Source organism: Paludibacterium denitrificans (assembly GCF_009707705.1).
Lineage (GTDB): Bacteria > Pseudomonadota > Gammaproteobacteria > Burkholderiales > Chromobacteriaceae > Paludibacterium_A > Paludibacterium_A denitrificans.
This window is the reverse complement of sequence record NZ_WLYX01000001.1, coordinates 759,810-786,791: the sequence shown is the minus strand read 5'-3', so window position 1 is coordinate 786,791 and position 26,982 is coordinate 759,810. Positions and strand designations below refer to the sequence as shown.

27 protein-coding genes and 10 pseudogenes are annotated in these 26,982 nt (G+C 59.1%); 10 read left to right on the top strand and 27 right to left on the bottom strand.

Annotation, left to right across the window (positions count from 1 at the left end; genetic code table 11):
- Window positions 1-13: 13 nt before the first annotated feature.
- From GKE73_RS22635 to GKE73_RS22610, 17 genes and pseudogenes are all read right to left on the bottom strand, one after another.
- A complete protein-coding gene (locus GKE73_RS22635; RefSeq protein ID WP_280954778.1) occupies window positions 14-394 on the bottom strand; it encodes a DUF1615 family protein in 381 nt (126 codons plus the stop codon).
- On the bottom strand, window positions 333-1,178 hold the full coding sequence (locus GKE73_RS22630; RefSeq protein ID WP_312854369.1) for a DUF1615 family protein: 846 nt from the start codon (window positions 1,176-1,178) through the stop codon (window positions 333-335). Before GKE73_RS22630 ends, GKE73_RS22635 begins: the two co-directional genes overlap by 62 nt.
- A gap of 59 nt (window positions 1,179-1,237) precedes the next feature.
- Window positions 1,238-1,978: a substrate-binding periplasmic protein gene (locus GKE73_RS05365; protein ID WP_230369362.1), complete on the bottom strand. Its 741-nt coding sequence runs from the start codon at window positions 1,976-1,978 to the stop codon at window positions 1,238-1,240.
- Between the two features lie 163 nt (window positions 1,979-2,141).
- Entirely contained in the window at window positions 2,142-3,908 is a 1,767-nt protein-coding gene (locus GKE73_RS05360; protein ID WP_230369361.1) for a diguanylate cyclase domain-containing protein, read from the bottom strand.
- 473 nt (window positions 3,909-4,381) lie between these two features.
- A pseudogene (ettA, locus tag GKE73_RS22625) lies at window positions 4,382-6,051 on the bottom strand (energy-dependent translational throttle protein EttA).
- Window positions 6,052-6,235: 184 nt separating this feature from the next.
- A pseudogene (gene ppk1 / locus GKE73_RS05340) lies at window positions 6,236-8,285 on the bottom strand (polyphosphate kinase 1).
- 171 nt (window positions 8,286-8,456) lie between these two features.
- Window positions 8,457-8,731: pseudogene (locus GKE73_RS05335) on the bottom strand (oxidative damage protection protein).
- Window positions 8,732-8,968: 237 nt separating this feature from the next.
- Window positions 8,969-10,135: pseudogene (argA, locus tag GKE73_RS05330) on the bottom strand (amino-acid N-acetyltransferase); the annotation flags it as partial.
- A gap of 235 nt (window positions 10,136-10,370) precedes the next feature.
- Window positions 10,371-11,348 (bottom strand): S41 family peptidase, encoded by a 978-nt coding sequence (locus GKE73_RS05325; RefSeq protein WP_230371401.1) that lies wholly within the window; start codon window positions 11,346-11,348, stop codon window positions 10,371-10,373.
- A gap of 28 nt (window positions 11,349-11,376) precedes the next feature.
- Window positions 11,377-11,739: a S41 family peptidase gene (locus GKE73_RS05320; RefSeq protein ID WP_230369358.1), complete on the bottom strand. Its 363-nt coding sequence runs from the start codon at window positions 11,737-11,739 to the stop codon at window positions 11,377-11,379.
- Window positions 11,642-12,028, bottom strand: coding sequence for a hypothetical protein (locus GKE73_RS24555; protein WP_230369357.1), 387 nt, complete (start codon window positions 12,026-12,028; stop codon window positions 11,642-11,644). Before GKE73_RS24555 ends, GKE73_RS05320 begins: the two co-directional genes overlap by 98 nt.
- Window positions 11,959-12,276 carry a hypothetical protein gene (locus GKE73_RS24550; RefSeq protein WP_230369356.1) on the bottom strand — a complete coding sequence of 106 codons (318 nt, stop codon included), beginning with the start codon at window positions 12,274-12,276 and terminating at the stop codon, window positions 11,959-11,961. Before GKE73_RS24550 ends, GKE73_RS24555 begins: the two co-directional genes overlap by 70 nt.
- Window positions 12,249-12,827, bottom strand: coding sequence for a murein hydrolase activator EnvC family protein (locus tag GKE73_RS05305; protein ID WP_230369355.1), 579 nt, complete (start codon window positions 12,825-12,827; stop codon window positions 12,249-12,251). The genes GKE73_RS24550 and GKE73_RS05305 overlap by 28 nt, the downstream gene beginning before the upstream one ends.
- Window positions 12,824-13,051 (bottom strand): hypothetical protein, encoded by a 228-nt coding sequence (locus GKE73_RS05300; protein ID WP_230369354.1) that lies wholly within the window; start codon window positions 13,049-13,051, stop codon window positions 12,824-12,826. The genes GKE73_RS05305 and GKE73_RS05300 overlap by 4 nt, the downstream gene beginning before the upstream one ends.
- Before the next feature lie 168 nt (window positions 13,052-13,219).
- Window positions 13,220-14,083, bottom strand: coding sequence for a 2,3-bisphosphoglycerate-independent phosphoglycerate mutase (gene gpmI, locus GKE73_RS22620; protein ID WP_280955113.1), 864 nt, complete (start codon window positions 14,081-14,083; stop codon window positions 13,220-13,222).
- A 34-nt stretch (window positions 14,084-14,117) separates the two neighbouring features.
- Window positions 14,118-14,234: a hypothetical protein gene (locus tag GKE73_RS22615; protein WP_312854368.1), complete on the bottom strand. Its 117-nt coding sequence runs from the start codon at window positions 14,232-14,234 to the stop codon at window positions 14,118-14,120.
- 85 nt (window positions 14,235-14,319) lie between these two features.
- Window positions 14,320-14,703 (bottom strand): annotated as a pseudogene (locus GKE73_RS22610) (2,3-bisphosphoglycerate-independent phosphoglycerate mutase); the annotation flags it as partial.
- Window positions 14,704-14,962: 259 nt separating this feature from the next.
- On the opposite strand from GKE73_RS22610, the gene GKE73_RS05290 reads away from it, so the two are divergent.
- On the top strand, window positions 14,963-15,151 hold the full coding sequence (locus GKE73_RS05290) for an ArsR/SmtB family transcription factor (protein WP_230369353.1): 189 nt from the start codon (window positions 14,963-14,965) through the stop codon (window positions 15,149-15,151).
- 56 nt (window positions 15,152-15,207) lie between these two features.
- On the opposite strand, the gene GKE73_RS05285 is transcribed toward GKE73_RS05290, so the two are convergent.
- Window positions 15,208-15,699: a DUF4442 domain-containing protein gene (locus tag GKE73_RS05285; protein ID WP_230369352.1), complete on the bottom strand. Its 492-nt coding sequence runs from the start codon at window positions 15,697-15,699 to the stop codon at window positions 15,208-15,210.
- A gap of 46 nt (window positions 15,700-15,745) precedes the next feature.
- Window positions 15,746-17,103: pseudogene (gene xseA / locus GKE73_RS05280) on the bottom strand (exodeoxyribonuclease VII large subunit).
- Window positions 17,104-17,212: 109 nt separating this feature from the next.
- On the opposite strand from xseA, the gene GKE73_RS05275 reads away from it, so the two are divergent.
- The 9 genes and pseudogenes from GKE73_RS05275 (at window position 17,213) to trhA (ending at window position 22,136) form a co-directional block, all read left to right on the top strand.
- Window positions 17,213-17,449 carry a hypothetical protein gene (locus tag GKE73_RS05275; protein ID WP_230369351.1) on the top strand — a complete coding sequence of 79 codons (237 nt, stop codon included), beginning with the start codon at window positions 17,213-17,215 and terminating at the stop codon, window positions 17,447-17,449.
- A gap of 37 nt (window positions 17,450-17,486) precedes the next feature.
- Window positions 17,487-18,104 carry a MotA/TolQ/ExbB proton channel family protein gene (locus tag GKE73_RS05270; RefSeq protein WP_376767274.1) on the top strand — a complete coding sequence of 206 codons (618 nt, stop codon included), beginning with the start codon at window positions 17,487-17,489 and terminating at the stop codon, window positions 18,102-18,104.
- Window positions 18,105-18,107: 3 nt separating this feature from the next.
- Entirely contained in the window at window positions 18,108-18,320 is a 213-nt protein-coding gene (locus tag GKE73_RS22605; RefSeq protein WP_280954777.1) for an ExbD/TolR family protein, read from the top strand.
- Window positions 18,321-18,328: 8 nt separating this feature from the next.
- Complete coding sequence (locus tag GKE73_RS22600; protein ID WP_280954776.1) at window positions 18,329-18,538, top strand: ExbD/TolR family protein; 210 nt, start codon at window positions 18,329-18,331, stop codon at window positions 18,536-18,538.
- Window positions 18,535-19,547: pseudogene (gene lpxK, locus GKE73_RS05260) on the top strand (tetraacyldisaccharide 4'-kinase). Before GKE73_RS22600 ends, lpxK begins: the two are co-directional and overlap by 4 nt.
- Window positions 19,537-19,719 (top strand): Trm112 family protein, encoded by a 183-nt coding sequence (locus GKE73_RS05255; protein ID WP_230369349.1) that lies wholly within the window; start codon window positions 19,537-19,539, stop codon window positions 19,717-19,719. The pseudogene lpxK and the gene GKE73_RS05255 overlap by 11 nt, the downstream one beginning before the upstream one ends.
- Window positions 19,716-20,481 (top strand): annotated as a pseudogene (kdsB, locus tag GKE73_RS05250) (3-deoxy-manno-octulosonate cytidylyltransferase). Before GKE73_RS05255 ends, kdsB begins: the two are co-directional and overlap by 4 nt.
- Window positions 20,482-20,559: 78 nt before the next feature.
- Window positions 20,560-21,219 (top strand): annotated as a pseudogene (gene adk / locus GKE73_RS05245) (adenylate kinase).
- A 301-nt stretch (window positions 21,220-21,520) separates the two neighbouring features.
- A pseudogene (gene trhA / locus GKE73_RS05240) lies at window positions 21,521-22,136 on the top strand (PAQR family membrane homeostasis protein TrhA).
- 69 nt (window positions 22,137-22,205) lie between these two features.
- Here the strand turns inward: trhA and GKE73_RS05235 are convergent.
- The 8 genes from GKE73_RS05235 to GKE73_RS05205 all read right to left on the bottom strand — a co-directional run bounded on the left by GKE73_RS05235 (window position 22,206) and on the right by GKE73_RS05205 (window position 26,935).
- Entirely contained in the window at window positions 22,206-22,889 is a 684-nt protein-coding gene (locus GKE73_RS05235) for a sensor histidine kinase (RefSeq protein ID WP_230369348.1), read from the bottom strand.
- Between the two features lie 22 nt (window positions 22,890-22,911).
- Window positions 22,912-23,385 carry a hypothetical protein gene (locus tag GKE73_RS05230; RefSeq protein WP_230369347.1) on the bottom strand — a complete coding sequence of 158 codons (474 nt, stop codon included), beginning with the start codon at window positions 23,383-23,385 and terminating at the stop codon, window positions 22,912-22,914.
- Window positions 23,297-23,602: a hypothetical protein gene (locus tag GKE73_RS05225; protein WP_230369346.1), complete on the bottom strand. Its 306-nt coding sequence runs from the start codon at window positions 23,600-23,602 to the stop codon at window positions 23,297-23,299. The genes GKE73_RS05230 and GKE73_RS05225 overlap by 89 nt, the downstream gene beginning before the upstream one ends.
- Window positions 23,603-23,873: 271 nt before the next feature.
- Window positions 23,874-24,755, bottom strand: a complete 882-nt coding sequence (locus GKE73_RS05220) for a DMT family transporter (protein WP_230369345.1) — start codon at window positions 24,753-24,755, stop codon at window positions 23,874-23,876.
- Between the two features lie 121 nt (window positions 24,756-24,876).
- Window positions 24,877-25,128 carry an NAD(P)H-hydrate dehydratase gene (locus GKE73_RS22595; RefSeq protein ID WP_312854367.1) on the bottom strand — a complete coding sequence of 84 codons (252 nt, stop codon included), beginning with the start codon at window positions 25,126-25,128 and terminating at the stop codon, window positions 24,877-24,879.
- On the bottom strand, window positions 25,070-25,522 hold the full coding sequence (locus GKE73_RS05215; protein WP_312854366.1) for an ADP-dependent NAD(P)H-hydrate dehydratase: 453 nt from the start codon (window positions 25,520-25,522) through the stop codon (window positions 25,070-25,072). The genes GKE73_RS22595 and GKE73_RS05215 overlap by 59 nt, the downstream gene beginning before the upstream one ends.
- Window position 25,523: 1 nt before the next feature.
- Entirely contained in the window at window positions 25,524-26,309 is a 786-nt protein-coding gene (locus tag GKE73_RS05210) for an NAD(P)H-hydrate epimerase (RefSeq protein WP_230369344.1), read from the bottom strand.
- Entirely contained in the window at window positions 26,306-26,935 is a 630-nt protein-coding gene (locus GKE73_RS05205) for a flavin prenyltransferase UbiX (RefSeq protein WP_230369343.1), read from the bottom strand. The genes GKE73_RS05210 and GKE73_RS05205 overlap by 4 nt, the downstream gene beginning before the upstream one ends.
- Between the last annotated feature and the right edge of the window lie 47 nt (window positions 26,936-26,982).

Below are 26,982 nucleotides of genomic sequence, written 5' to 3'. Positions count from 1 at the left end.
GTTTGTCCAATTTTTATCTCGAACGTGCCAGACAGTTTTCGTAGCGTCCTTCGACACGTTTGGCGAACCATTCGGTGGTGAGCTTGCGCGTGATCTTGGGACTTTTCAGATCGATCTGCGGCAGGATGGCACGTGGAGCCGGGCGCCCCAGACGCTGATCGGCCAAGGCAAACACTTTCCGGTACAGCGTGGTTTGGCTGAATCCGGCAAATTTTTCCAGTTTCAGGTCACGCTGGATCTCGCCACTGCTCATGCCCAAGCGGCCCGCAAGCGCGAGCAGGGCTTGCTCGGTTGTGCTGGCAGCGGGGCGGCCATTCTGGTAGCTGAGCAGGTCACCATCCAGCGATAGCCTGCGCCCACCCAGTTTTTCGACGGCAGCCCTGGAAGGCCGCATTGCGACTGCTGTAGCGACCGGCATTGAAGTCGGCAAAGCGGTACAGCATTTGTGTGTAGGGGGCCGGATACTGTAACAGGATGGCGCTGCCAAAATACACCCCGCCGCGGCGGGTGAAGACTTCTTGCCGGATACTGCGGCGTGGATAGGGGTAGGGCCAGACCTGTACGTGTGCGGTGGCAAATTCGACGCTGACCTGCATCGGGCCGCCGGTCCGGATCGGGTTGCTCTTCTCGGCGGGCAGGCCCAGTTTTTTGGCTTCACTGTTCATGTCTTCGAACAGATCATTCATCTCCCGTTCGGTGCGCAGATGGTCTATGCGTTCCTTGTAACTCTTGCCGTTGGGCGAGGTTTTCATCAAACCGGCTTTGACGACTGGCAGCGGGATCAGGTAACGGTGTGCTTTTTCCGCAATTTTTCCCCAGACGATGGCGGGCAGATTGGGTACGCCCGGATCGGATTGCCAGCTTGATTCCTGTTCGATCACGGCGTTGACGGCACAGAAATTTTCACGGGTATACGGCAGCTTGAGGTATTTGAAGGCATTGAAGATGTCGGTTGACCAGCCCTTGCGGTCGGCAATGCGTGGCGGCAGGGTCTTGTCCAGAATCTGCCAAGCCTTGTTGTTCCGTGATGACGACAGGTTTGGGGGCCGTCGGGGTGGGAACGACCACGGGCGGAGTGGGGGCCTCGATTTCTGCGGGGGGCAGGATGATGGCTTCGGCTGGTGTGCTGGCGACCGGAGCAGAAACCGGTTGTGCTGGTTGTGGTAAGGAAGTGGCACAACCGGCCGTGGTGCCGGTCAGGATCAGGCTGGGTAACAGGTAACGGTTCACGATGTGTCTATATGGATGGCAATGCCGGGGTTGGCCGAATGGTTACGGCGCTGTGACTGGGCATCACGGGTAATGGTTCAGGATTTGGGCGTACTGGCCGTTTTTCTGTATGGTGCGCAAGGCTGTTGAAGGCATCACGCACGGTGGCGGAGCGGAAAACAACCCGATAGGGCACGCGCATGAACAAGGCGTGTTCTTCCACCGGACGCGGTCGTTCATTGTAGACCTGCTGCAGCTGGCGATCCATCCAGTGGTAAATGCGGCGGTCGGCTACTACGACGTCGGCGGCGTTATGGTAGAGCAGGCGGTTCTGGTCCAGTTGATTGGGCGGTTCGCTATAGTTGGGGTTGCGCTGCGCCATGGCGTAATACCGCTTTCCCAGATAATGCGCCGCTTGGGGAAAGCCGAGTACGCGGTAGTGTGCGAGGTCATCAATGGAGCGCAGCAAAAGATGGCGCTCCGCCAAGGTAATGGCCACATCCTCGTAACGGATGTAGATGTCGGACAGGTTGCCGGGTACGTCATTGACGGTGGCGATGCCATCCACGCGGGAAGAGCGTAGCCCAAGGCGTAACCGCGCCTGTGAGTAATAGACCGGTGTCAGATCGTAGCCTTGTGCCTTCAGCGCGGCCCGGACGATATCCATTTCCAGCCCGCTGTTGCTTTCTTGAATCACGTAGGGCGGCATGGATTCGCCAAAGGCGATGGTGACGACCTTGGGGGCTGCCTGCACGGCAAGTGGTACCAAGGCCAGCCATATACCACTGAATAACGTCCGCGTCAGGCGTTGCCACATAAGAGCATCCATCATTTATGTTGGAATAGTTTTAAATCATGCTCGCCCAAAATGGGCAGTTCTGCAATATTTATGATGAGTACGTCAGGCTTGGCGCCAGCTGCCAAGCCATCTCTCAGCGCTGTGGTGGCGCATCCGCGCGCCTGTTGGCACGGGCGCAACGTTGTTCCTGCACATAGGCAGGTTGGGTTTCTCCATAAATCCAGACTACGCCCTGACCGTATTGTTTGGCGTTATACATGGCCTGGTCGGCTTGTTGAATTAGCCCGGATGGGTCGGCCCCGTGTTCCGGGTAGTGCACGACGCCAATGCTGGCCGATACCTGCATGTCGCCGCGCACATGGGCCCGCGTGAGCCGACAACTGGATAGCAGGCGCTGCACCAGTGTCAGGGCGTCTTCGCGCCCGCGGCAGTCGGGAAGCAGAATGGCGAATTCATCGCCGCCCCAGCGTCCGACGGTATCGCAGTCACGTACGGCATCTTTCAGCCGCAAGGCGACTTCCTTGAGCAGTGCATCGCCGAGCGGCATGGCCGAAACTGTCATTGATGTTTTTAAAGCCGTTGAGGTCGATGAACGCCAGTGCCAGTCCTTCCTTTTCCGGCGTGCGTGATGCAGTGCCTGTTGTAGCCGGTCATTGAGCAAGGTGCGATTGGCCAGTCCGGTGAGCGAATCATAAAACGCCATCTCGGTTAGCTGACGTTCGTAGACCTTGATTGGTGTGATGTCGGTGCAGGTCCAGATATAGTATTTGCCTTCCAGCCCCGGGTTGCTGTGTGCCACCGAGAGTGAGGCGAGCACCGGCAGATAGCCATCGGCGCGGGCAATGCCCAGTTCTCCCTGCCAGAAGCCGCCATGGCTGATCAGCATGGGCAGCATTTCGGCCAACTGTAGCGGCTGATGGGTTTGTGGGTGCAGGAAGATGGGGGGCGAGCGTTGCAGCATTTCGCGGCTGAGGCCGGTCATGTCACATAGCGCCGGGTTGACGAAGGTCCAGTCGAACGATTCGTTCATGATCGCCACGCCTTCCGAGCAGTATTCCACCACCAGTTGCGACAGGCTGAGTTGTTCCTGTAGTTCGCGGAACACGGTCATGTCGGCGACGGTGCCCCACAGGTGATCGATGCTGCCATTGGGGCGACGGTGAATGTGGTTGCGCTCCAGCATGTAGCGGATGCTGCCGTCGCCGCGCACGACGCGGTATTCGAGGTCAAACGGTTGGTTGCCGTGGGTGTGCTGCTCCAGAGCAAAGCGCACATCGTCCCGGTCTTCCGGGTGGATGCATTCGTAATAGGCCTCCAGCGTTGCCGGAAACGACGCGGGGTGGGTGCCGAACAACTGGTGCATTTCCTCGCTCCACACCAGTTCACCGCTATCCATGTGCAGAATCCAGGTTCCAATGCCGACCTCGCCGAGGTTGGTCGATTTGAGCAGACGGTTGGCCAAATAGTGTTGCGACAGATCGGGATAGAGCTGCGAGGGCTGGCGTGGCACCAGCATGACCAGATTATCGGGCAGGGCGACAGCATCAATCAGCATCATGATGCTGCGGCCATCGTGGCAAATCATCTGGCGCAGCCCCATGCAGCCATCAGGGCGCTGGCTGCGATGGGAAAACAGCATTTGCAATAGCGGAATATCGCCTTCGCCGGTACTGGGCAAGATGCGCTGTAGTGAAGCGCCGAGCAGGGATGTCCCACCATAGCCGAGCAGGTGTTGCGCGGCGGGGTTGATGTAATGGATGCCGCCATCTGGCCGGATGACAATCAGCGGGTTGGGGCTGCTGTCCAGCCAGTCAGCCCCGGGTTGGTTCCGCTGGCGTCTGACGCGTGGTAGACGCCGGATATGGCGTGTCCAGCCTGACCATACAGTCCAAAATTTCACTAAGCCGACTCCATCTCGTTGCCGGTTGTGCGGCAGAACCTTGGCAAAAATTAATATCCCGAGCGGCACGTAGCGCTAATCCGGTGCGTGCTCATGTCTTAGTCATTATGGTATGTAGCATGCAAATTTTCTCACTGGATCTCTAATTCAATTTTCGTTTCGATAAAGATAGATGCCTTGATATGTAAAGAAAAAATCCGGTTATTTATGACATTATTTAAAATGACATATGAATTTATTTGTGAGGATAGGCGTGCTGTGCGGGAAATTTACCGAGCAAACCTTAACCATGCTTGAGAGAGGGAATAGTGCTGGCGGGATGGCGCCGCAGGCATTGCTGACAGGTTTGTTACAATGACCTTATTGAAAATAGGGCTGGAAGCAGGCTGAAAATAGCTGTGGCAAAAATGTGGCGGAAAAACAATTTCGGCCAACCCTGACGAGCAAGGTTGGCCGAAATAGGGGGGATGCGCTTAGCGGCTGATGGGTTTGTAGTGCAGCCGTTTTGGCTTGGCGCCTTCTTCGCCCAGCCGTTTTTTCTTGTCGGCTTCGTATTCCTGATAGTTGCCGTCAAAGAAGGTCCACTGACTCTCGCCCTCGGCAGCCAGAATATGAGTGGCGATGCGGTCGAGGAACCAGCGGTCATGGCTGATGACAAATACCGTGCTTAAGCGTATTCCAGCAGTGCATCTTCCAGCGCGCGCAGGGTTTCCACGTCCAGATCGTTGGACGGTTCATCCAGCAGCAGTACGTTGCCGCCCTTGAGCAGCGTTTTGGCCAGATGCAGGCGGCCGCGTTCGCCGCCGGAGAGCATGCCCACTTTCTTCTGCTGGTCGGCGCCCTTGAAGTTGAAACGGCCAAGATAAGCGCGGCTGCTCATTTCAAAACGGCCAACGTTGACCAGATCCTGACCATTGGCCACGTCTTCGAATACCGTCTTGTCCGCTTCCAGCCCTTCGCGCGTTTGGGCAACATAGGCCATCTGCACCGTCTGGCCAATTTTTACCGTGCCGGAATCCGGCTGTTCCAGACCGGCGATCATCTTGAACAGGGTCGATTTACCGGCGCCGTTGGGGCCGATGATGCCGACGATAGCGCCTGCCGGGGCCTTGAAGCTCAGGTTGTCGATCAGCAAGCGATCACCGAAGGCTTTGCTGACGTTTTCAAACTCGATCACTTCATTACCCAGCCGCTCGGCCACGGGGATGAAGATTTCCCGGGTTTCGTTGCGTTTTTGGTGTTCTACGCTGGAGAGTTCGTCAAATCGGGCCAAACGTGCCTTGGATTTGGCTTGTCGGCCTTTGGGGTTCTGACGCACCCATTCCAGCTCCTGCTTCATGGCCTTGATGCGCGCACCTTCGGATTTGGCTTCCTGTTCCAGTCGCGCTTCTTTCTGTTCCAGCCAGCTGGAGTAGTTGCCTTTCCACGGGATGCCTTCACCGCGGTCCAGTTCCAGAATCCACTCGGCGGCGTTGTCGAGGAAGTAGCGGTCGTGGGTGACGGCGACCACGGTGCCGGGGAAGCGCACCAGAAACTGCTCCAGCCATTCCACCGATTCGGCATCCGGTGGTTGGTCGGTTCGTCCAGCAGCAGCATGTCGGGTTTGGACAGCAGTAGTTTGCACAGCGCGACGCGACGTTTTTCGCCGCCGGACAGCGGGCCGATCTTGGCGTCCCACGGCGGCAGGCGCAGGGCGTCGGCGGCGATTTCCAGCTGGTGTTCGACATTGTCATTGGCACCGGCGGAGATGATCGCTTCCAGCTTGGCCTGTTCTTCGGCCAACGCGTCGAAGTCGGCATCCGGATCGGCGTAGGCCGCATAGACTTCCTCCAGCCGTTTTTGCGCGCTCATGACATCGCCCATGCCGCTTTCCACTTCCTCGCGCACGGTTTTTTCGTTGTCCAGCTGCGGTTCCTGCGGCAAATAGCCGATCTTGACGCCGGGCAGATGCTGAACTTCACCTTCGTATTCTTTATCCACGCTTAGCCATGATGCGCAGCACGGTGGATTTACCGGCCCCGTTCAGGCCCAACAGGCCGATCTTGGCGCCCGGGAAAAACGACAGCGAAATATCCTTGATGATCTGGCGCTTGGGCGGCACCACCTTGCTCACACGGAGCATCGACATTACGTATTGGGCCATAGAGGTTCCATACAGATTGCAGCTTGAAGATGGCGGCATTCTACCAAATGGCGCTGCCTTCGCGGCGGTTGTTGCTATCGGCCTGCGCGGCTTCTTTACAGGGAACTACATAAAACAACACCCGCGTGCACCACGGCCGGAGCCGGGGGCAAGCGGGTGTCGGGAACAGGGTTGGCCGAAACCGTTAGACGTTGTATTCCGCCATCAGGGTATTTTGTGCGCAGTGTTCCTTGCCACGGCTGCTCTTGCGCCGGTAGCTACCGTCGCTCTGCATTTCCCGGGCATTGACGTTGTCTTCCAGATACAGGCGCAGCCCTTCCTTGATCACCCGGCGCTTGATGCGCGGGTCGATGATCGGTACGCAGGTTTCGATGCGGCGGAAGAAGTTGCGGCCCATCCAGTCGGCGCTGGCAATGAACAGGTCTTCCTGACGGTCATTGAAGAAGTAGAACACGCGCGGATGTTCCAGAAAGCGGCCGACGATGGAGCGTACGCTGATGTTGTCCGACAGCCCCGGCACGCCTGGACGCAGCGCGCAGACGCCACGCACAATCAGCTGGATCTTGACGCCCGCCCTGGCTGGCGCGATACAGCGCATGGATGACTTGCGGTTCCAGCAGCGCGTTCATCTTGGCGATGATTTGCGCGGGTTTGCTTCGGCGTGTTCGATCTCGCGCTGGATCGCCGTCATCACCATGGAGTGCAGGGTAAACGGGCTTTGGTACAGCAAATGCAGTTTGCTGGCGCGGCCCAGACCGGTCAGTTGCACGAAAATATCGTTTACGTCGCTGGCGATCTGCTCATTGCAGGTCAGCAGGCCAAAGTCGGTATACATTCTGGCCGTGCGCGGATGGTAGTTGCCGGTGCCCAGATGCACATAGCGTTTCAGGCCGTGCTCTTCGCGCCGCACGATCATCAGCATCTTGGCGTGCACCTTGTAGCCAAATACGCCGTACACCACGTGAGCGTCTTCCAGTAAGCTGGCCCAGCTGATATTGGCTTCTTCATCAAAGCGCGCCATCAGCTCCAGTACCACCGTTACCTGCTTGTAAGCGCGGGCGGCGGCAATGAGCGAGTCCATCAGGACCGAGTCGGTACCGGTACGGTAGACCGTCATTTTCACCGCCACCACGCGAGGATCGGTAGCCACCAGATTCAGCAGGTCGATAACCGGCTGGAAGCTCTGGTAGGGGTGATGCAGCAGGATATCGCCCTTGGAAATAGCCTCAAACAGCGGGGTTTTCTTGGACAGCACGCCCGGCAGGGACGGCCGGAACGGCGGGAATTTCAAATCGGGCCGGTCGACCAGATCGGGCAATTGCATCAGGCGCACCAGATTGACCGGGCCATCCACCCGGTACACGTCCCGGGGTTGCAGGCCAAACTGGGTGAGCAGGAATTCCTCCATGTGTGGCGGGCAAGTGTCGGCAATTTCCAGACGAACGGCATCGCCAAACTGGCGCTGGCGCAATTCGCCTTGCAAGGCGGTGCGCAGGTTTTTCAGGTCTTCGTCTTCGACGTTGAGTTCACTGTTACGGGTGACGCGGAACTGATAGCAGCCCTTGACCGTCATGCCCGGGAACAATTCATGCACATGCGAGTGCAGGATGGACGACAGGAACACGAAGGTATGACGATGGCCGTCGCACACCTCTGGCGGTAGCTTGATCACGCGCGGCAGGATGCGCGGCGCCTGCACGATGGCGATGCCTGACTGGCGGCCAAAGGCATCGCGGCCTTCCAGCTCGACGGCAAAGTTGAGCGACTTGTTCAGCACCTTGGGGAACGGATGGGAAGGGTCCAGTCCGATCGGCGTCAGGATGGGCATCAGGTCCTTGAAGAAGAAATTGCTGATCCATTCCTGTTGCTGGGTGCTCCATTCGGCCCGGCGCAGGAAAATGATGTCCTGCTCGCGCAAGGCCGGGAACAGCACATCGCTCATTACTGTGTATTGTTCACGGACCAAGGCATGAGCGGCGGCAGATACCATGGCCAGTGCCTGATCCGGTGTTTTGCCATCAGCCAGAATGCGTTCCGGCGTGACGTGGGCGGTTTCCTTGAGCCAGGGCGATGCGCACCTCAAAGAACTCGTCCAGATTGGAGGAAACGATGCACAGAAACTTGAGTCGTTCCAGAAGTGGCAGGCGCGGATCTTCCGCCTGTGCAAGCACGCGGCGGTTAAATTCGATCAGGCCCAGTTCGCGGTTCAGTAGCAAGTCGTGCGGTTGTGACATACGGTAATTCAGCCAATAAACGTAGACGGTAAGGAAGTAATCAATGCCAAGAGCCGGTGAGGCGCATGCCCCGCCTGTCTGGATAATCCTGCGCTTGCCCGGCCGCTTAGGCAAGCGGCGGGTTTGCATAAGCAAAAGCCCTCGCGAGGAGGGCTTGGGCAAACTGGCAGATCAGGCTTGCGGCGGCGTGTAACCCGCCTAGCGTTTCTGCGCCTTGACCAAAGAAATAGGCTTCCAGTTGATGGCTCAGGTACTGGCGGGCGCGGGCATCGGCAAGGCTGAGGCGATTTTCGTTGATCAGCATGGTCTGATAACGCAGCCAGCCTTGCCGGGGCTTCTTTGGAGACGTTTTCAAACACGCGCTTGCCAAGCTCACCGGGCAGCGGCGGGAAGTCGAGGGCTTCTGCTTCGCGGCCCAGCTTGACGCAATTAACGGTTCTTGCCATGGCGATTCCTTGCATTGTTAGGCTGAAATAATACTGCAGTATTGTGTCACAGAGATGACTGCCATTCCAACCATGCTGCCGACAAGGTTGGCCGAAACCGCGGTTATAGCGGCTTGACGAATACCTTGGAGCGGCGTTGCAGGTTATACAGTTGCTGGCGCGATGGCGGCAGGGCATCCTTGCTTCCTTGAAGCCACGCTCGACAAACCAGTGCGACGTTTGCGTGGTGAGCACGAACAGCGATTTCATGCCCAATTGGCGTGCTTGGCTTTCCACATGGCGCAGCAGCATTTCGCCAAAACCGGCAGCGCGTTTTTCCGGTGCCACGGCCAGACAGGCCAGCTCTGCCATGCTGGATTCGGGATACGGGTGCATGATCACGCAGCCATAAACCTTGTCGTCGTGCTCGACCACGGAAAAGTCGCCAATTTCCATTTCCAGATGCTCGCGGCTGCGCTTGACCAGAATGCCCTGTTCTTCCAGCGGGCGGATCAGGCTGATGATCTTGCCTATGTCGTCGATATTGGCCTTGCGGACTTTTACCAGCGGATCGCGTGCGATCATCGTGCCGTTGCCGCCGTTGGTAAACAGTTCGGCCAACAGGGCGCCGTCTTCCAGCTGATCAGGTGGGCACGCGGCACACCATTGCGGGTGGCACGCACGGCGTAGGGCAGATAGGCCGCGACATCTTTTTCCAGCGTGCCAGGCGGCCAACAGTTGTTCCGCCTGATGCGCGGTGAGCGTGCTCAGGCAGCGGCCATCGGCATTGATCACCCCGCGGCCTTCGATCACGTAGATCAGTTTTTCCGCCTTGAGCGCGGTGGCGACGTGGGTGGCCACATCTTCCATGGTGAGGTTGAAGGCTTCGCCGGTTGGCGAGTAGCCCACCGGCGAAATCAGCACCAGCTCGCCAGCATTGAGTCGGGCGTGGATGGCTTCGCTGTCGATGCGCCGGACTTCACCGGTGTACTGCATGTCGATGCCGTCCAGCACGCCCAGTGGCCGGGCCGTCAGCAAATTGCCGCCGGATACCCGGATGTGGGCGCCATGCATGGGCGAATCGGGCAGGCCCATCGACAGCTTGGCTTCGATGTCGTGGCGGGTGGCACCAGAGGCCTGTTTGACGATGTCCAGCGTCATCGCATCGGTCACGCGCCGGTCGCGGTGAAAGAGCCGGGCAATGCCGTAGCGTTTGAGCAGCGCCTCGATTTGCGGGCGGATACCATGCACCAGCACGATGCGAACGCCCAGGCTGACCAGCAGGTTGAGATCCTGGGCCAGACTATGGAAATCACCTTCCATCACGGTTTCGCCACTGACGGCTACCACGAAAATTTTGTCGCGGAAGGCGTTGATGTAAGGGGCGGATTCACGAAAAGACAGAACAAACTCCCGATTCAACATCTTGCTTGGACTCCAGCCATGACGGTTTTGACAGCTAATGGCGGAGCGTAACAGGAATCCGGCATACCTGTCAGGACATGGGGTATGCCGGAGTCGCGTCGGCGCTGGCCGTTACAGTAAAAGCGCCCTGTTGCCTGGCACATCAGGTGCGGTCAACAGGGCGGTGGGGTGGCCGGGGAACCGGCTGCCGGTGTTAGTGGTTATTTGATCAGAATCTGCTGCACCTTGAGCACATTCAAACCTTGCGCCAACTGATAGTCGTTCTTCGGATTCGGCTCGCGCGGGTTATCTTGGCTGGCGTCATCCTTCGGCGCTGGACGTTTGTTGTCCGGTTTTGGCGCTTAAGCACAACCTTGCTTGGCACGCCCGGTTTGACTGCTGGCTTGCTGTTCTTGTCGTCGCCGTTGGGGTTGGACAAGTGGTTTTCCAGATCGGCTTCGCGGATGCGCAAGGCCTGTTCCGCCGAGGTAACGGTAGCATCTTCCACCGTGACATCCGGCACGATGCCCTTGGCCTGGATGGAGCGGCCATTCGGGGTGAAATAGCGTGCCGTGGTGAGCTTGATGCCTCCCGCGTTGCCCAGCGGCAGGATGGATTGCACCGAGCCCTTGCCAAAGGTTTGCGTGCCAACCAGAACGGCGCGCTTGTGATCCTGCAATGCACCGGCCACGATTTCCGAGGCCGAGGCCGAACCACCGTTCACCAGCACCACCAGCGGCACCTTGTGCGCGTCGGTAAGCAGGTGCGCCAGCGGATCGGCCGCGCCCGGGCGACCGTAGTTCTGCACATTGGCCGTCAGCCGCATCTTGGCATCGGCGGTACGGCCTTCGGTGTAGACCACCAGCGCATTCGGCGGCAGGAAGGCGGTGGCAACCCCGACGGCACCGTTCAGCAGGCCGCCCGGATCATCGCGCAGGTCCAGAATCATGCCTTTGAGCGGTTTTTTGTTTTCCTTGTACAGCGTAGCGATGCCATCGGCCAGGTTATCGGTGGTGTGTTCCCGGAACTGGGTAATCCGCACATAGCCGTAGTCCGGTTCCAGCAGCTTGATTTTGACGCTCTTGGTCTTGATGACGGCGCGTGTCAGGCTGACCACAATCGGCTTGGCTTCGCTCTTGCGGGCGATGGTCAGGATGACTTTGCTGCCCGGTTTGCCGCGCATGCGTTTGACGGCGTCGTTCAGGCTCAGGCCGCGCACCGGTGTGTCGTCGATCTTGATGATGAGGTCGCCGCTCTTGATGCTAGACGCGCTGTGCCGGGGTGTCTTCGATCGGGGCGACTACCTTGACCAGGCCGTCTTCGGCGCCGATTTCAATGCCCAGCCCGCCAAATTCGCCCTGCGTACCTTCCTTTAGTTCCTTGAAGGCTTCGGCATCCATGTAGTCGGAGTGTGGGTCAAGCCCGGTGAGCATGCCTTTAATCGCATCGGCAATCAGCTTCTTGTCTTCTACCGGTTCCACGTAATCCTGTTTGATGCGGCCAAAGACTTCGGCAAAGGTGCGCAGTTCATTCAGGGGGAGTGTGGCGACTTCCTTGTCGGCAAACGCTTGCAGGCTGAGGGTGAGTACCCCACCGGCAAGGGCTCCGGCGCCCAGCCGGGCCATTTTCTTGATTCGTTGGCTTGTCATGATGAATTCGTTCGTCTCCGTTCCCGGTATCAGCGTACCCGGGATTGCGGGTTGAGTGGTCGACCCAAGTGTCGGATCTCAAAGTACAGTCCAGATTCGCCGCTGTCCAGTGCCCCGGTGCTGCCCAGGGCTGTCGCCAACCTTTGACACTGCTACCCACGGACTTGCCGATGGCCGACAAGCCGGTATACACCGTCATGTAGTTGCCACCGTGATCCACGATGACCGCATTGCCAAAGCCGCGCAGTCCGTCGGCATATACCACCCGGCCATCGGCCACCGCGCGTACGCTCTGGTAGCGCCGGTTTTGATGAACAAGCCTTTCCAACTGGTGCCTTCGGAGCGGGCGCTGCCAAAGTGGCCGACGATCTGCCCGGCAACCGGCAGTTTCATGCGGCCTTGCAAGCTGGCAAAACCGCGCCCGCTGTTGCTGCTGTCGGCCGCGTCTTCACGCGGTACCGGTTCGGCCGGAATGATCACCGGTTTTACGGTACTGCGTGCTTCCTGCGGCACTGGCTTGCCTTGTTTCTTGGCATTTTCGGCCAACTTGCGGCGTCGTTCGTTTTCCTTGCGCGCGGCGAGAATGGCGGCTTGCTGTTTCGCCTTGCGTGCTTCCGCCGCTTTGCGCGCAGCGATGGCGGCCTGCCGTGCGGCTTCGGCCTGACGCCGTTTGATTTCCGGTTGATCTGGGCGATCAGGTTGGTCAGGCGTTTTTCATCTTCTTGCAGTTTCGACAGCTTGCTCTGGCCATGCTGGATTTCGCCGTCGATTCGTCCCAGTTGCGCCAGCTTGCTGGTTTTGTCCTGTAGCAGCGAGCGTTTTTCCCGGCTTTTGCTGCTGGACAGGTGATCCAGCCGATCCACCTGCTGTTCCAGTTGGGCCGACAGCGTTTCCAGCTGACGTTGCTGTTGGACCAGCGCCGTCACCAATTGTTGCTGCGACTGGGCAATATGTTGGTAGTAGGTCAGGTCGCGCGAGGTCTGGTTGGGATCATGCGCGTTGAGCATCAGCGCCATGGCGTCGTGCTGGCCGTTTTTGTACTGGCGGGCCAACATCTGGGTCACGCGCTGGCGTACGCCTTAGCCAGTTTGTGGCGCGAGTTTTCCAGCTGCGCATGCAGTTCGGCCAACTGCGAGGCCGAGGCATGCTGTTGTTGCTCCAGCGTGGCAATTGCCCGGCTGGTTTGGCGGATGGCCTGTTCCGATTCCTGAATGGCCGATTGCGCTTCCTTGCGCACCACCTGCTTTTGCGCCAGATCTTTTTTCAGACTGTCGATTTGCTTGCGCACCGTCTGCAGCGTCTGCTGGTGCGGCGCGGTCGACAGGGTTGAGGAGGCGTGGCCGCTTGGGCGGCGCCGGAGAGCAGGGCAACTAGCAGGTAGGGTTTCATTCCTGTTCCGTGTAGTCGGTAGCCGCAGGCAGGGCCGAGGGGCCCTGCCGTGCAGACGACAGCAGTATTACTGGAAGTTGATCAGCGAGCGGCCGGTCATTTCCGCCGGTTGCGGCAGGCCCATCATGGCCAGCAGCGACGGGGCGATATCTCGCAGCGCACCGCCGTCGGCTATGGTAGCGTTTCGGCCAACATAGAGGAATGGCACCTTGTTCAGGGTGTGCTGGGTATGCGGTTGCGCGTTGGCGGCATCGTGCATCATTTCGCAGTTGCCGTGGTCGGCGGTGATCAGCACTTCGCCACCGGCGGCACGCATGGCCTCGACGCAACGCGCCATGCAGACGTCCAGCGCTTCCACCGCCTTGATGGCCGCAGCAAAGTTGCCGGTATGGCCCACCATGTCGCCATTGGCGTAATTGCAGATGATGGCTTGGTACTGACCGGACTGAATGGCTTCGACAATCTTGTCGGTGACTTCCGGCGCACTCATTTCCGGCTGCAGGTCATAGGTGGCCACTTTGGGCGAGGCAACCAGAATGCGCTCTTCACCCGGGTACACCTGTTCTTCCCCGCCGTTGAAGAAATAGGTCACGTGCGGATATTTCTCGGTTTCGGCAATCCGCAATTGCTTGAGACCAAGCGATGCAAGATATTCGCCAAAGCCGTTGTGGATTTTCTGCGGCGCGTAGGCCACCGGGTTTTTGTAGGCTTCGCCGTAGGAGGTGAGGGTGGCGAAGTACGCCAGTTTCGGCTGGCGTGCCTGAAAACCGTCGAAGCTCGGGTCTGTCAGGGCGCTGGTGAGCTGGCGGGCGCGGTCGGCGCGGAAATTCATGAATACCGCGACATCGCCGTCCTGCATCACCGTTTTGGCGCCGATGGCGGTGGCTTTGACAAACTCATCATTCTCGTCACGGGCATAGGCGTCGGCCAGCGCTTGCAGGCCGCTGTCGGCGTGATACAGCCCTTCACCTTCTACCAGCAGCTGGTAGGCTTAGCACGCGTTCCCAGCGCTTGTCGCGGTCCATGCCCCAGTACCGGCCGCACACCGAAGCCAGATGGGCATTCGGGCATTCGGCCAACACGGCGTCCAGCCGCTTGAGGTAAAGCCTCGGCGCTGCGCGGCGGCGTGTCACGGCCGTCTAGGAAGGCGTGGATGGCGATGTTTTGCACACCTTGTGCCCGGGCATTGCGGATCAGCGCATGAATGTGGTTTTCGTGGCTGTGTACGCCACCATCGGACAACAAGCCCAGGATGTGCAGCGTGCTGTGCTTGGCCTGGTTGATGGCTTCGGCCAACACCGGGTTTTGGGCAAAGGTGCTTCGATATCGCAATCGATGCGGCTGATGTCCTGTTGCACGATACGGTAAGCAGCCAATGTTCAGGTGGCCCACTTCCGAATTGCCAAACTGCCCGCCCGGCAGGCCGACGTAGCTTTCCGAGGCGTCGATTACACCGTAGGGGTAATCCTGGCGCAGTCGCGTCCAGTTGGGCATGTTGGCGTGGAGAATGGCGTTGTCGTCACCTTCCTGACGATGTCCGAATCCATCCATGATCAGTAGCAGAACCGGCGTGATAGTCTTCATGATGTATTTCGTTAGGAATATTAGAAATTCTTGATGGTGGTAGGCGTTGTAGCGAGTTGGCGAGTATTGTAACGTAATCAGACCACTAAATAATGACCATCGTTAGGAGTTCGCACCTTGCTGTTCAATGATGACCAGATCGAGCAGACCTCCCGGGCCATGAAGGCCATGTCGCATCCCCTGCGCCTGAAAATCATTTCGGTGCTGGCAGAAGGGGGAGGTCAGCGTGCAAGACATCGTCGAGCAGGTTGGCACCTCACAGAGCAATATTTCCCAGCATCTGGCCATCATGCGCGACAAGGGCGTACTCCGTACCCGGCGCGATGCCAACCGGGTCTACTACCGCGTGGGTGATTTGCGTACACTGGAAGTGCTGCGCATGATGCGCGAAGTGTTCTGTGGTTTTGGTGACTGAAGCGCCCTGCTTGGCTGCACACTGTTTGCTGTGCCATTAAGGAAAAAAAGACCGCCTCAGCGGTCTTTTTTGCGTTTGATATAGAGTGTCTTGTGCACCCGGGCCACCACGTCGCCGTGCTGGTCGTGCACTTCTACCTGCAATTGCGGCAGGTATTTTTCACCGCTTGCCGTCTGCTGACGGATGTGGCTCACCAGATCTTCGTCCACATGGAAGCGTGCCTTGACCGTGCCGCGCCCCGGTTTGACATAGTCGATGTGCCCCGCCTTGTCCCACACGTAGTAGTCCGGCCCCAGCTGCTGCATCAATAGCAGCATGAAAAACGGGTCGGTCATGGCGTACAAGCTGCCGCCAAAATGCACGCCGACATAATTGCGATTGGTCAGCCCCAGCTTCAATTGCACCTCTGCCTGACGCCAGTCGGCAGACAGGTGGGTGACGCGGATACCTGCACCGCGGAAAGGCGGCCACAGGTTGATGATGAGTTTGGTCAGGGCAGCAGGCAGTTCATGGCCGGATAAATCAAACGATTGTTTTAATTGTTCCATGCTGTGAAATTTCGCCGTTGCTGTCAAGCGTGATCACGTGCGCGGCTTAAAACGGCAGTTCCGGCTGCGCACCCTGTGGGTGGTCGATGATGGCTTCGGTACTGCCTTCGGCCAACCTTAACAACACGCGCTCATGGTTGTGCAGTTCCTCCGCACTTTTGACGGCCCGGCCATCCTGTTTCTGCACAATGGCATAGCCACGTGCCAGCACGGCTTCCGGATTCAGTGCGGTCAGGCCGATTTCCAGTCGTGCCAGATGTTGCTGTTGCTGGCGAAGTAGCGTCTGACTGGCTCGTGTCAGATGACTGGACAACATGGCGAGCTGGCGCTGATGTGCGTTCAGATCCGGCTGATGCCGTGCCAGCCGTGCCTGCGCCATTTGCAGCGCCCAGTGGCGCTGGTCGAACAAGGTGTGCAACCGGCGCTGTAGCCGGTCTTTTGCCTGCCGCAGGCTTTCCTGTTGGCGTTGCAGTTTTTCGCCGGGATGAGCCAGCTAAGCGCGACAGAAAATCCAGCTGCTGTGATTTGTCGGTCAGTAGCCGCCCTAGCGCCCGTTCCAGCCCGCGTTTACCATGTTCCAGCTGGGCTAGCAGGTGTTCCCTGCTGGGTGACACCAGTTCCGCCGCTGCCGTGGGCGTGGGCGCGCGCCGGTCGGCGACGAAATCGCAGATGGTGAAATCGGTTTCGTGCCCCACGCCACTGACCACCGGCACGCGACAGGCGGCGATGGCTCGCGCCACCACCTCTTCATTGAATGACCACAAATCCTCAATGCTGCCACCGCCACGGCAGACAATCAGCACTTCCACTTCCTGACGCTGGCTGGCCTGCTGGATGGCTTGGGCGATCTGCGCCGCAGCGCTGCCGCCCTGCACCGGCGTTGGATAGAGAATGACCGGTATCCCCGGCATGCGCCGTCGCAGCGTGGTGACCACATCGCGCAAGGCGGCCGCCGCTTAGCGAGGTGACGATGCCGATGGCGGCCGGGTGGCTGGGAATTGGACGTTTGCGAGCGGCGTCGAATAATCCCTCTGCCGTCAGTTTGCTCTTGAGCTGCTCAAACGCCTCGTATAGCCGCCCAAGACCCGCCGAACGCATGCTATCCACGCTGATCTGGAACTCGCCGCGTGCTTCGTACAAGGTGACCAGCCCCTTCAGTTCGACCTGCATGCCTTCGGTTGGCCGAAACCCCAACACCGCCAGCTTGTGGCGAAACATCACACAGCGCACCTGCGCGCCGCCATCCTTGAGCGAAAAATAGGCATGGCCCGACGCCGCAAGCGTCAGGTTGGACACTTCGCCGCTAATCCACATCGGTGGCAAGCCCGATTCCAGCAGGTCGCGCGCCATGCGGTTGAGGGAGGAGACGCTGATGACGTCGCTGTTCAGGGCATTGAAAATCATGGTTGTCAAGTCATCCACAACATGCGTTCTGCATGTTTTCGTCTGTAAATTGTCGGACAAAGCTCGTCACTAACGGACGAGTGATGTTTTTAATTATCAATAAAATCAAATGCTTATTGTGTTTGTCCAATTTTCGGGCAAACCAATGGGAACCTTGACGGGACGGGCTTTTGCGCTGCTGTGCACCGTGTTATCAACAAATTTATCCACAGCTTTTGTGGATGTTGCTGAAATTCCCTTACAAAATCATGGCTTAGCGAATTTCCTTGAAACGGTTTGCGAACCAGCGCCGCTAAATCAGGAAAAAAACCGCCGACGGTTGCCGAGCGCCCCCGTTCAACGCTAAAGTTTAACGTTTAGGACTGCCTTGGAGAATGCCCCGTGTGGTCAATCATAGAAGCGGTTACTGGCCGATCTGGACGATACTTACCGCTTCGGTCGTTTCGCTTGCCATTATTTTTGAACGTTTTTTCAGCCTGCGCGCTTCCCGCGTAGCACCGAATGGCCTGTTGGCGCTGACCATTCAGCAGTATCGACGCAGCGGTGCGTCCGGCGAGTTGCTGCAGTCGCTGATGAACCATTCGCCGCTGGGCCGTCTGTTTGCCGCGGGCTTGCGCAATGTTTCCGGCAGCCGTGAAGCCATGAAGGAGTCCATCGAGGACGAGGGCCGGGTGGAAGCGCATCAGCTGGAGCGCTACCTGACCACGCTGGGCACCATTGCCGCCATGGCGCCGCTGCTTGGCTTGCTGGGTACCGTGGTGGGCATGATCGAGATTTTCGGCTCGCAAGCGCCGTCCGGTGCCAACCCCAAGGAACTGGCGCACGGTATTTCCGTGGCGTTGTATAACACCGCGTTTGGTCTGATCGTGGCCATCCCCAGCATGATGTTCTACCGCCATTTCCGCGCCAAGGTTGATGGCTTGCTGGTAGAAATGGAGTCCCGGGCCGTGAAGCTGGTGGAAGTGCTGCATGGCGATCGCAAGAACGGCTCGGATGCGTAACGGATGCTTATTATGAACTTTCGTCGCGGTCGCTCCCGAGAAGAGCCGGAAATCAATTTCATCCCGTTGATTGACGTGTTGCTGGTGATCCTGATTTTCCTGATGGTCACTACCACGTATTCCAAATTCTCTGAAATGAAAATCAACCTGCCCTCGGCGCAGGGTGAGGTCGTGCAGCAAAAAACCACCGAGATCAACGTGGCCGTTTCGGCTTAGCTGGCGAGATGATGGTGGGTGAGCGCAAGCTGGCCGCCGGTGACAAGGCCGGGCTGGTGAATTTGTTCAAGGACACGGCAGCGGGCAAGAAAGACGTTGTGGTGATCATCAATGCCGACGCCAAGGCAACGCATCAGTCGGTGATTACCGTGATGGAGTCTGCCCGCGAGGCGGGGCTGACTCAATTGACCTTTGCCACTCAGGCGGGGGGACAGTGACGCGGCTGGAACGGCACTGGTATCGCCCCACACTGTGGTTGACAGCCCTTCTGGCTCCGCTGGAAGGGCTGTTTGCTCTGATCAGCTGGGTGCGGCGTCTGGCGTACCGGCGCGGCTGGTGCGCCAGTGTCGCGCTGCCGGTGCCGGTGGTGGTGGTGGGCAATATCAATGTCGGCGGGGTGGGTAAAACGCCGCTGACGGTGGCTTTGCTGCAGGCGCTGCAGGCGCGTGGGGTCAAGGTGGGCGTCATCAGCCGCGGCTATGGCGGTGGTCATGTTCGGCCAACCACCGGTGACCCCGCAGAGTTCCGCCCAGCTGGTTGGCGATGAACCGTTACTGTTGGCCGCAGCCGGTGCCCCGGTGGTGGTGGGGCGCAACCGCGTGGCGGCCGGGCAGTATTTGTTGCAGCAGCATCCCGATTTGCAATTGTTGCTGACGGATGATGGCTTGCAGCATTACCGGCTGCGGCGCGATCTGGAGCTGGTGGTGCTGGATGGCGCGCGCGGACTGGGTAACGGCCATCTCTTTTTAAGCCGGGCCGTTGCGTGAGCCAGCCAGCCGTCTGGCAAGCGTCGATGCCATCGTGGTCAATGGCAAGTTGGCCGAAACGTTGCTGACGCTGTAAGCTGATGTCCCCCGTTTTGGCATGACCTTGCAGCCGGGCGAGTTGTACCGGCTGGATGACCCGGCCCAACGCTGTACGCAAGCGATGCTGCAGGGCCAGCAGGTGGTGGCATTGGCCGGTATTGGCCATCCCGAACGTTTTTTCACCACCTTGCAGCAATTGGGTGTGACGCTGGCCGCTACCGTGGCGTTGCCCGATCATCATGCGCTGACGGTTGCGGACATTCCCGCTGAGGCGGATGCCGTGATCATCACCGCCAAAGACGCGGTCAAGTTGCCCCCCGGCAATCATGCTAGACTATGGGTTCTGCCAGTGGCGGCGCAGCTTGAGCCCGACCTTGCCGACTGGATCCTAGCCCGACTGAAGATACGACATGGACGCTAAATTTCTGGAAATTCTGGTGTGCCCGCTTTGCAAAGGGCCGCTGGTGTTTGACAAAACCAATCAAGAATTAATCTGCAAAGGCGACCGGCTGGCCTTCCCGATCAAGGATGGCATTCCGATGATGCTGGAGACCGAGGCGCGCGAACTGCCACCGGAAGAAGAAGTGAAATGAACGGTTTTACCGTGGTCATCCCGGCGCGCATGGCGTCCAGCCGCCTGCCGGGCAAACCGCTGGCCGATATCGCTTACGGCAAGCCGATGGTGGTGCGTGTTGCCGAACAAGCCGCGCGCAGCCATGCTTCGCGCGTGATCGTGGCGACCGACCATGCCGAGATTATTGCCGCCTGTGCTGCGCACGGGGTTGAGGCTGTACTGACCCGCGCCGATCACCCCAGTGGCACAGACCGTCTGGCGGAAGTGGCACAACAGCTGGGTTTGGCCGACAGCGACATCGTGGTCAATGTGCAGGGCGATGAGCCTCTGATCGACCCGGCGCTGATCGACACGTTGGCCGAACTGATGGCCAACAGCCATGTTCCCATGGCGACGGTCGCACATCCCGTGCACAGCGCTGCCGACATGTTCAATCCCAATGTGGTCAAGGTGGTGCTTGACCATGCTGGACGTGCCCTTTATTTTAGCCGGGCACCGATACCGTATGCCCGTGATGCGTTTGCACATGATACAAACGTCTTGCCGCCAGACTTACCCGTTTTGCGGCACATTGGTATGTACGCTTACCAGGCTGGGTTTCTGACCACCTACACCACGCTGTCTCCTGCGCCGCTGGAAGTGTTCGAGGCGCTGGAACAATTGCGTGTGTTGTGGCACGGCTATGCCATCATGGTGGCGCGGGTAGAGCAGGCTCCTCCTGCCGGGGTGGACACGCCGCAAGACTCGGGAACGGGTCCGCGCGTTGTTCGCCGCAGCCTGAACAGGCTAAAAAGCCGCGATCAAGACGGCACTCACCTGAACACAACGAACGCTAGATAAAACTGACAGGAGTAATTACATGAGACTGATTCTGTTGGGCGCTCCGGGCGCTGGCAAAGGCACCCAGGCCAACTTCATCAAAGAAAAATTCGGCATTCCGCAAATTTCCACCGGTGACATGCTGCGTGCGGCGGTCAAAGTAGGCACGCCGCTGGGGCTGGAAGCCAAAGCCATCATGGATGCTTAAGCGGCCTCGGTGCGTGACGACATCATCATCGGCCTGGTAAAAGAGCGTATCGCCCAGTCCGACTGCGCCAACGGTTTCCTGTTTGATGGTTTCCCGCGCACCATTCCGCAAGCCGAAGCCATGATCGCAGCCGGTGTGGACATTGATTACGTGGTGGAAATCGACGTACCGGACAGCGCCATCATCGAGCGCATGGCTGGCCGTCGTGTGCACGTGGCCTCCGGCCGTACCTACCACATCAAGTTCAACCCGCCCAAGGTGGTAAGCAAGGACGATCTGACCGGCGAAGACCTGATCCAGCGTGATGATGATCAGGAAGAAACCGTGAAGAAACGCCTGTCCGTGTATCACGAGCAAACCGAAGTGCTGGTTGGCTTCTACGGCCAGCGCGCGGCTAGCGGCGATGCCAAGGCGCCGAAATACATCAAGATCGATGGCACCCGTGCCGTGGAAACCGTACGAGACGAGGTACTGGCGGCGCTCGGCGCTTAAGTTCCTGCGTTTGGTATCGGCATCACAGGCGAGCTGCGGCTCGCCTGTTTTAATTTGTGGGGGGCAAAACGGCCATGACAGGTGGTGGGAATGTTGTCGGCTTGCTCTCTCATGCAAATTCGCTAAAACACGGAACCAACCCGGACCATCCTTGCCCTATTAAATGCAGGTAATGCAAGGTTGGCCGAACGCTGAGTGTCGTCGTCGTGTGTCGTTCGGTAGCAAGGCCGTTTTAACAAGGTTGGCGGCGCTCCGCTTGGGGCGCGGCCCGTTCTTAAAGCCGCTTTCGGAGAACATGGTGATGTATTACGGGGAGCGTTTTAACGGTATTTCCCACCTGGTTGGCGCATTGCTGGCCATTACCGGCCTGGTGGTTCTGGTGACTATTGCTTAGCAGGGCGATGCCCTGGAAAGTCGTCAGCTTCAGCTTGTACGGCGGCACGCTGGTGTTGTTGTATCTGATCTCGACGCTGTATCACAGCGTGCGCGGGCGGGCGAAGGCTATTCTGCAGAAATGCGACCATTCGGCCATCTATTTGCTGATCGCCGGGAGTTATACGCCATACGCGCTGATCACATTGCGCGGCGCGTGGGGGTGGTCACTGTTCGGGGTGAGCTGGGGGCTGGCGGTGTTTGGCATCGTGCAGGAGCTGACGCTGGGGCGGCGGACACGGCTACTCTCGATGATTCTGTATGTCGCAATGGGCTGGCTGGTGTTGGTGGCGGTCAAACCGCTGCTGGCCCTGCTGCCGACCGGCGGGCTGGTCTGGCTGGCTCTCGGTGGCCTGTTATACAGCGTAGGGATTTACTGGTTCATCAATGATGAAAAGATCCGGCACGGTCATGGGATCTGGCATTTGTTTGTTCTGGGCGGCAGCGTGTGCCAGTACCTGAGTATTCTGTTTTACGTCGCCTGATCCTGCCCGTGCCAGCTTGAGCCTGGCTGTCATGACGCATGGCCTGCGACTGTTTCGGCCTGTCCGGTGCTAGCGTGTGTGCAGGCCAGGTGCCATAAAGGGCAGCAACAGGTTGAACTGCGTCCCTTTCCCCGGGGCGCTGCTGACTTCCAGCGTTCCGCCCAGCTGTTGCCGTACCAGCGTTTCGATCACGTTTAACGCCAAAACATGGCCCGGTTGTGCGGTTTCCGTTTGCCAGGATGGCTCGAATACGTGCTTCAGCTGTTCTGGCGATAGCCCCAGACCATTATCCCGCAGGGTCAGCAGCAGCTGTTGCTGGCCGTTGCGCTGCGCGTCGATGTGAATTTCCGCCGTGGGCTGTTCGGCCAACCCTGCCTGCACGACATGCAGCAGCAAGTTGATCATCACCTGCGCAAACGTTCCCGGATAGCTGTCCAGTATCAGATCGTCCTCGCACTGGATTTGTACCTTTACCGTGGTGTGGCGCAAGGTCGGTTGCAGGCTGGTGATGATGCTATGCAAATAGCGGTTGAGCTGAAAATCGCGCCGCACCGGCTGGCTCTGGTCCAGCGCAATCTGTTTGAAACTCTGGATCAGCTTTGAGGCACTGCCTGCCTGTGCGAGCAGTCGTTCCTCATAGTGCTGTGCCGCTTCCAGATACGTCTGCCACTCTCCCTTGCTCATGGCGCCGGTGTTGAGTTTCTCGCTGATGCGGGAGGTTGTGCTGGCCAAATCCGATGCCGTGGTCAGCATCAGGCCGACAGGTTGACTGATCTCATGGGTGACGCTTAGCCACCAGTCCGCCCAAGGCAGCCAGTTGCTGCGTCGCCAACAGGGCCTGACTGGTGTGTTGCAAGGTTTGTTCGCTGTGTTCGACCTGCTCATGGGCCAGCTGTGCCGCTGTCTCGGCTTCGGTGGCGCGAGTTTGTGCCGTGACCAGTTGCTGGCGCAGTTGCTGCAAACGCTGTCTGGCCGGGGTCCATTCGCTGGCGTTGTTTACCGCCGGAACGCTATCGTTGGCCGAACTTTCCATGGCTTCAAGTAGCTGGCGCAGCGGCTGCCATACCAACCGTTGCAGATTGATTGCCATCAGCAGGCATACCCCGCCGTTGAGTACGGCGATCAGCAGCAGTATTTCCAGTACCTGCTGCTGCTGGCGGTCACGCAGGGCCTGACGTGACAGGTAGACGGTGGCAACGCCGAGTGTTTCCCTTGCCCTGATAAACGATGGGAAGGGTGAGAAGATCATCAGCGGTCGGGCGTTCCGAGGGCGCCATGTCGCGTAGCATGTTGCGCTCATCGCGGATACGGCCAACGTTAAGATTGGCATCGTCGTGCAGGCGAATGGCGTGGATGGCTGGCCAGCCTAGTTCGGCATCCAGAATCTGCCGCATTGCGGTTTCGTCCAGTTGCCAGACACTGTGGGGCAGCGATAACGCCAGCCGCTGCTGCAGCGCGTGGCGCAAGTCCTGATAGTTTTGCTCGGCGAGCTTTCATGCTGGTAAGACAAGGCGCCGCACAGGCCGGTCAGCACGGTGATACTGGCCATCAGCCAGAGCAGTAGCCGGGTTTTGATGCTTTTCATGATCGGTGGTGTTCCTTGCGCCATCAGCATGTCTTTTGCCATTGTCCATGACGCTTCGCCAAGAATCACGACATCTTGGCATTTTCAACGCATTCTTGCTACCAGTTGGCTTGGCGTGAAGGGAATTAGCTTGCTGTCATCCTCTGCCGCGTTCAGCGTCCGCGCTGCCAGCATTTCTGGATCAATAGCCCGGTCAGGATCAATCCCAGCCCTAGCAGGGTAGAGGGCAGAATGGCTTCGCCGACGATCAGGTGAATCAAACCTAATGACAACAGCGGCGACAGAAAGATCAGGTTGGCGATGCTGGCGGTGTGGCGGGTGAGCTTCATCGCGGTCAGCCACAGGGCAAAGGTAAAGCCCATTTCCAGTGCTCCGACGTAAGCCGCTCCGGCGATACCCTGCCATGCCACGCTGGTGAGTTGTCCGGTGACGGCACACCAGACCAGCGATAACGGTAGCGACAGGGCAAAGTTGAGGGTCAGGCCAACTAGCGGGTCGCGTTGATCGCGGGTGTTGGCAATCCAGTAGCCCACAACAGTGTCGAAGCCAAGGCATAGGCCACGCCCTGCATGTTGGAAAAATGCAGGGACAATAATTCGCCACGCGTGCCGATAACCAGTACCCCGAGATAGCAGGTCAGTGCTGCCACGATATCTTCTTAAGCGCAGTGCCTGTTTCAGCAGCGGTACGGCCAGTAGCGTCATGGTCAGCGCCCAGGTGTAATTGATGGACTGAGCTTCCTGTGCCGGTAGCAAGGCATAGGCCTTGAACAGAATCAGGTAGTAAATAAAGGGGTTGACCGCGCCGAGCAGCAGCGAGCGGCGCCAGTGTTGGCGCAAGGTGGGCCAGAGCAACGGGAGTTTGCCTGTGGCGGCCAGAACGCCGCACAGACTGAGTAACGATGCCAGGCTGGCATATAGCAGCAGTTGTGCCGGGCTCAAGTAGCTGAGGCTGAGCTTGAAGGCCGTGGCTACCGTCGACCAGGCAAGCACGGCGGAAAGGCCGAAAAGATAAGCTTTTTTCTGGTCTGTCACCAGTATTCTCCTGAGCGCGGGGCGGTCATACTAACCGGGCTCGGGCTACGGGTAAATATTGGATTGTAGACAATAGATTATGCCGTGGGTGTATTCGCTAGATGCTGGTTGATCAGTCGGCTCAAGCGCGGCACGGTAGCCGCTGCTCCCAGCCCGATCGGTCCACCCGCTTCCGCCTGATACTGTTCGTATTAGCCAGCCCGTGCAGGTAACAGGCACTGCTGGCGGCGCTGAAGGCGTCCAGCCCCTGCGCCAGCAAGGCGGCGATCAGGCCGCTGAGAACATCGCCTTGCCCGGCCACGGCCAACGCCGGACTACCGGTGGTATTGAGGTGGTAAAAGCCATCGGGGCGGGCGATCAGGCTGCTCGGCACCTTTGAGTACGACGATGGCGTGATAGCGTTGTGCCAACTGGCGTGCGGCTTCGACCCGGTCGCGCTGAATCGTGGCGGTGTCGGTGCCCAGCAGGCGGGCGGCTTCGGCCGGATGTGGGGTAAGAATGGTTGGGGCGCAGCGGTCACGCAGCTGTTGCTGGCGTGCCTCATCCTGAGCCAGCAGATTGAGGGCGTCGGCATCCAGTACCAGCGGGCAGGGCTGTGCCAGCAGCGCATCGAGCCAGCAACGGGCGTCGTCCTGTTGGCCGAAACCCGGGCCAACGGCCAGTACGCTGTGCTCCGGCAACGCCGTATCGGCCCGTAGTGGACGCAACATCAGTTCCGGGGCAACCGGGTCAACCGCCAGTCGGTCATCCAGCGTACAAACAAACACCTTACCGGCCCCCCTGCCAGTGCGGCCCGGCCAGCCAGCAGGGCGGCGCCCAGCATGCCAACCGCACCACCGACAATGCATACCGTACCGTAACTGCCTTTGTGGCTATCGCTCTGTCTGGCCAATCCAGCCAGTGCTTAAGCGTGTTGAGCGCGCCGTCGGCATCGGGTAGCCACGCGAGCGGGCAATCGAGAGTAGCCAGTTCCACCGCACCGGCCAGATCGACACCCGCAGCGGTGTAGAGGCCCGGCTTGTGGCAGAGAAAGGTGAGGGTGTGGCAGGCGCGAATCGCTACATTGACTGGCTGGCCGGTATAGGCGTTGAGTCCGCTGGGACAGTCCAGCGCCAGAATTGGCGTCCCCAACCGGTTGAGTTGCCGGATGACGCCGCACCACGGCTCACCCAGTTCACGACTCAGCCCGATGCCAAACAGGCCGTCAATGATCAAGTCTGGCGGTTCGTGGGTTTCGGCCAACCTTGTCAGCGGAATACCGCCCGCCTCGCACACGGCGGCCAGCGCCTGCTGGCAATCCGGGCTGGTGGGTGGTTGTGGCAGCAGGACATCCACGGCAAAGCTTACGGCCATCAGCTGGCAAGCGGCAAATAGCGCATCGCCGCCGTTGTTGCCTGGCCCTGCGGCGATCAGCAGGCGTGCATCGGTCGGATAATGGCGCTGCACCCAATCGGCAATGCAGCTGGCGGCGCGTTGCATCAGATCAACGCCAGCTGCGGCTGCGGTATGTTCCAGTTGGCGCAAGGCTGGCAGGCTGAGGATGGTGCGGTTCATGCCGTCGGCTCCGTTACCGTGTTGCCCCAGCGCGGGATCAGGCTGTTTTCCACGCCCAGTTGATCCAGAATGCGCGCTACGACAAAGTCCACCATGTCATCCACCGTTTGTGGGTGGGTATAAAAGCCCGGGGCAGGCGGCAGAATGACCACTCCCAAGCGGGCCAGTTTCAGCATGTTTTCCAGATGGATGACCGATAGCGGGGTTTCGCGTGGCACCAGAATCAGCTTGCGCTGTTCCTTGATCGATACATCGGCGGCGCGTTCGATCAGATTGTCACTCATGCCATGCGCGATGGCCGCCAGCGTACCCATCGAACACGGGCAGACCACCATGGCGTCGGCCGGGTTGGAACCGGAAGCCACCGGAGCAAACCATTCCTCGCGGCCAAATACCGCCAGTTGCCCGGCTTGCGCCTGCGTGCGCTGTTGCAACCAGTCTTGCAATTCGGCCGGGCGCGACGGCAGGCTGATATTCATCTCCTGCTTGGCAACGATCTGGGCGGCTTGCGAGTAGAGCACCCATACGCGGCGCTGGGCGCGGATCAGGCTGTCGATCAGCTTCAGGCCATAGGGCAGACCGGAAGCGCCGGTCAGCGCCACGGTGACGGTATCAGGCGGACGCATGGTGAATCTCCACAAAGGTTGGCCGAAACGGCGGGCCCCAAAATGGT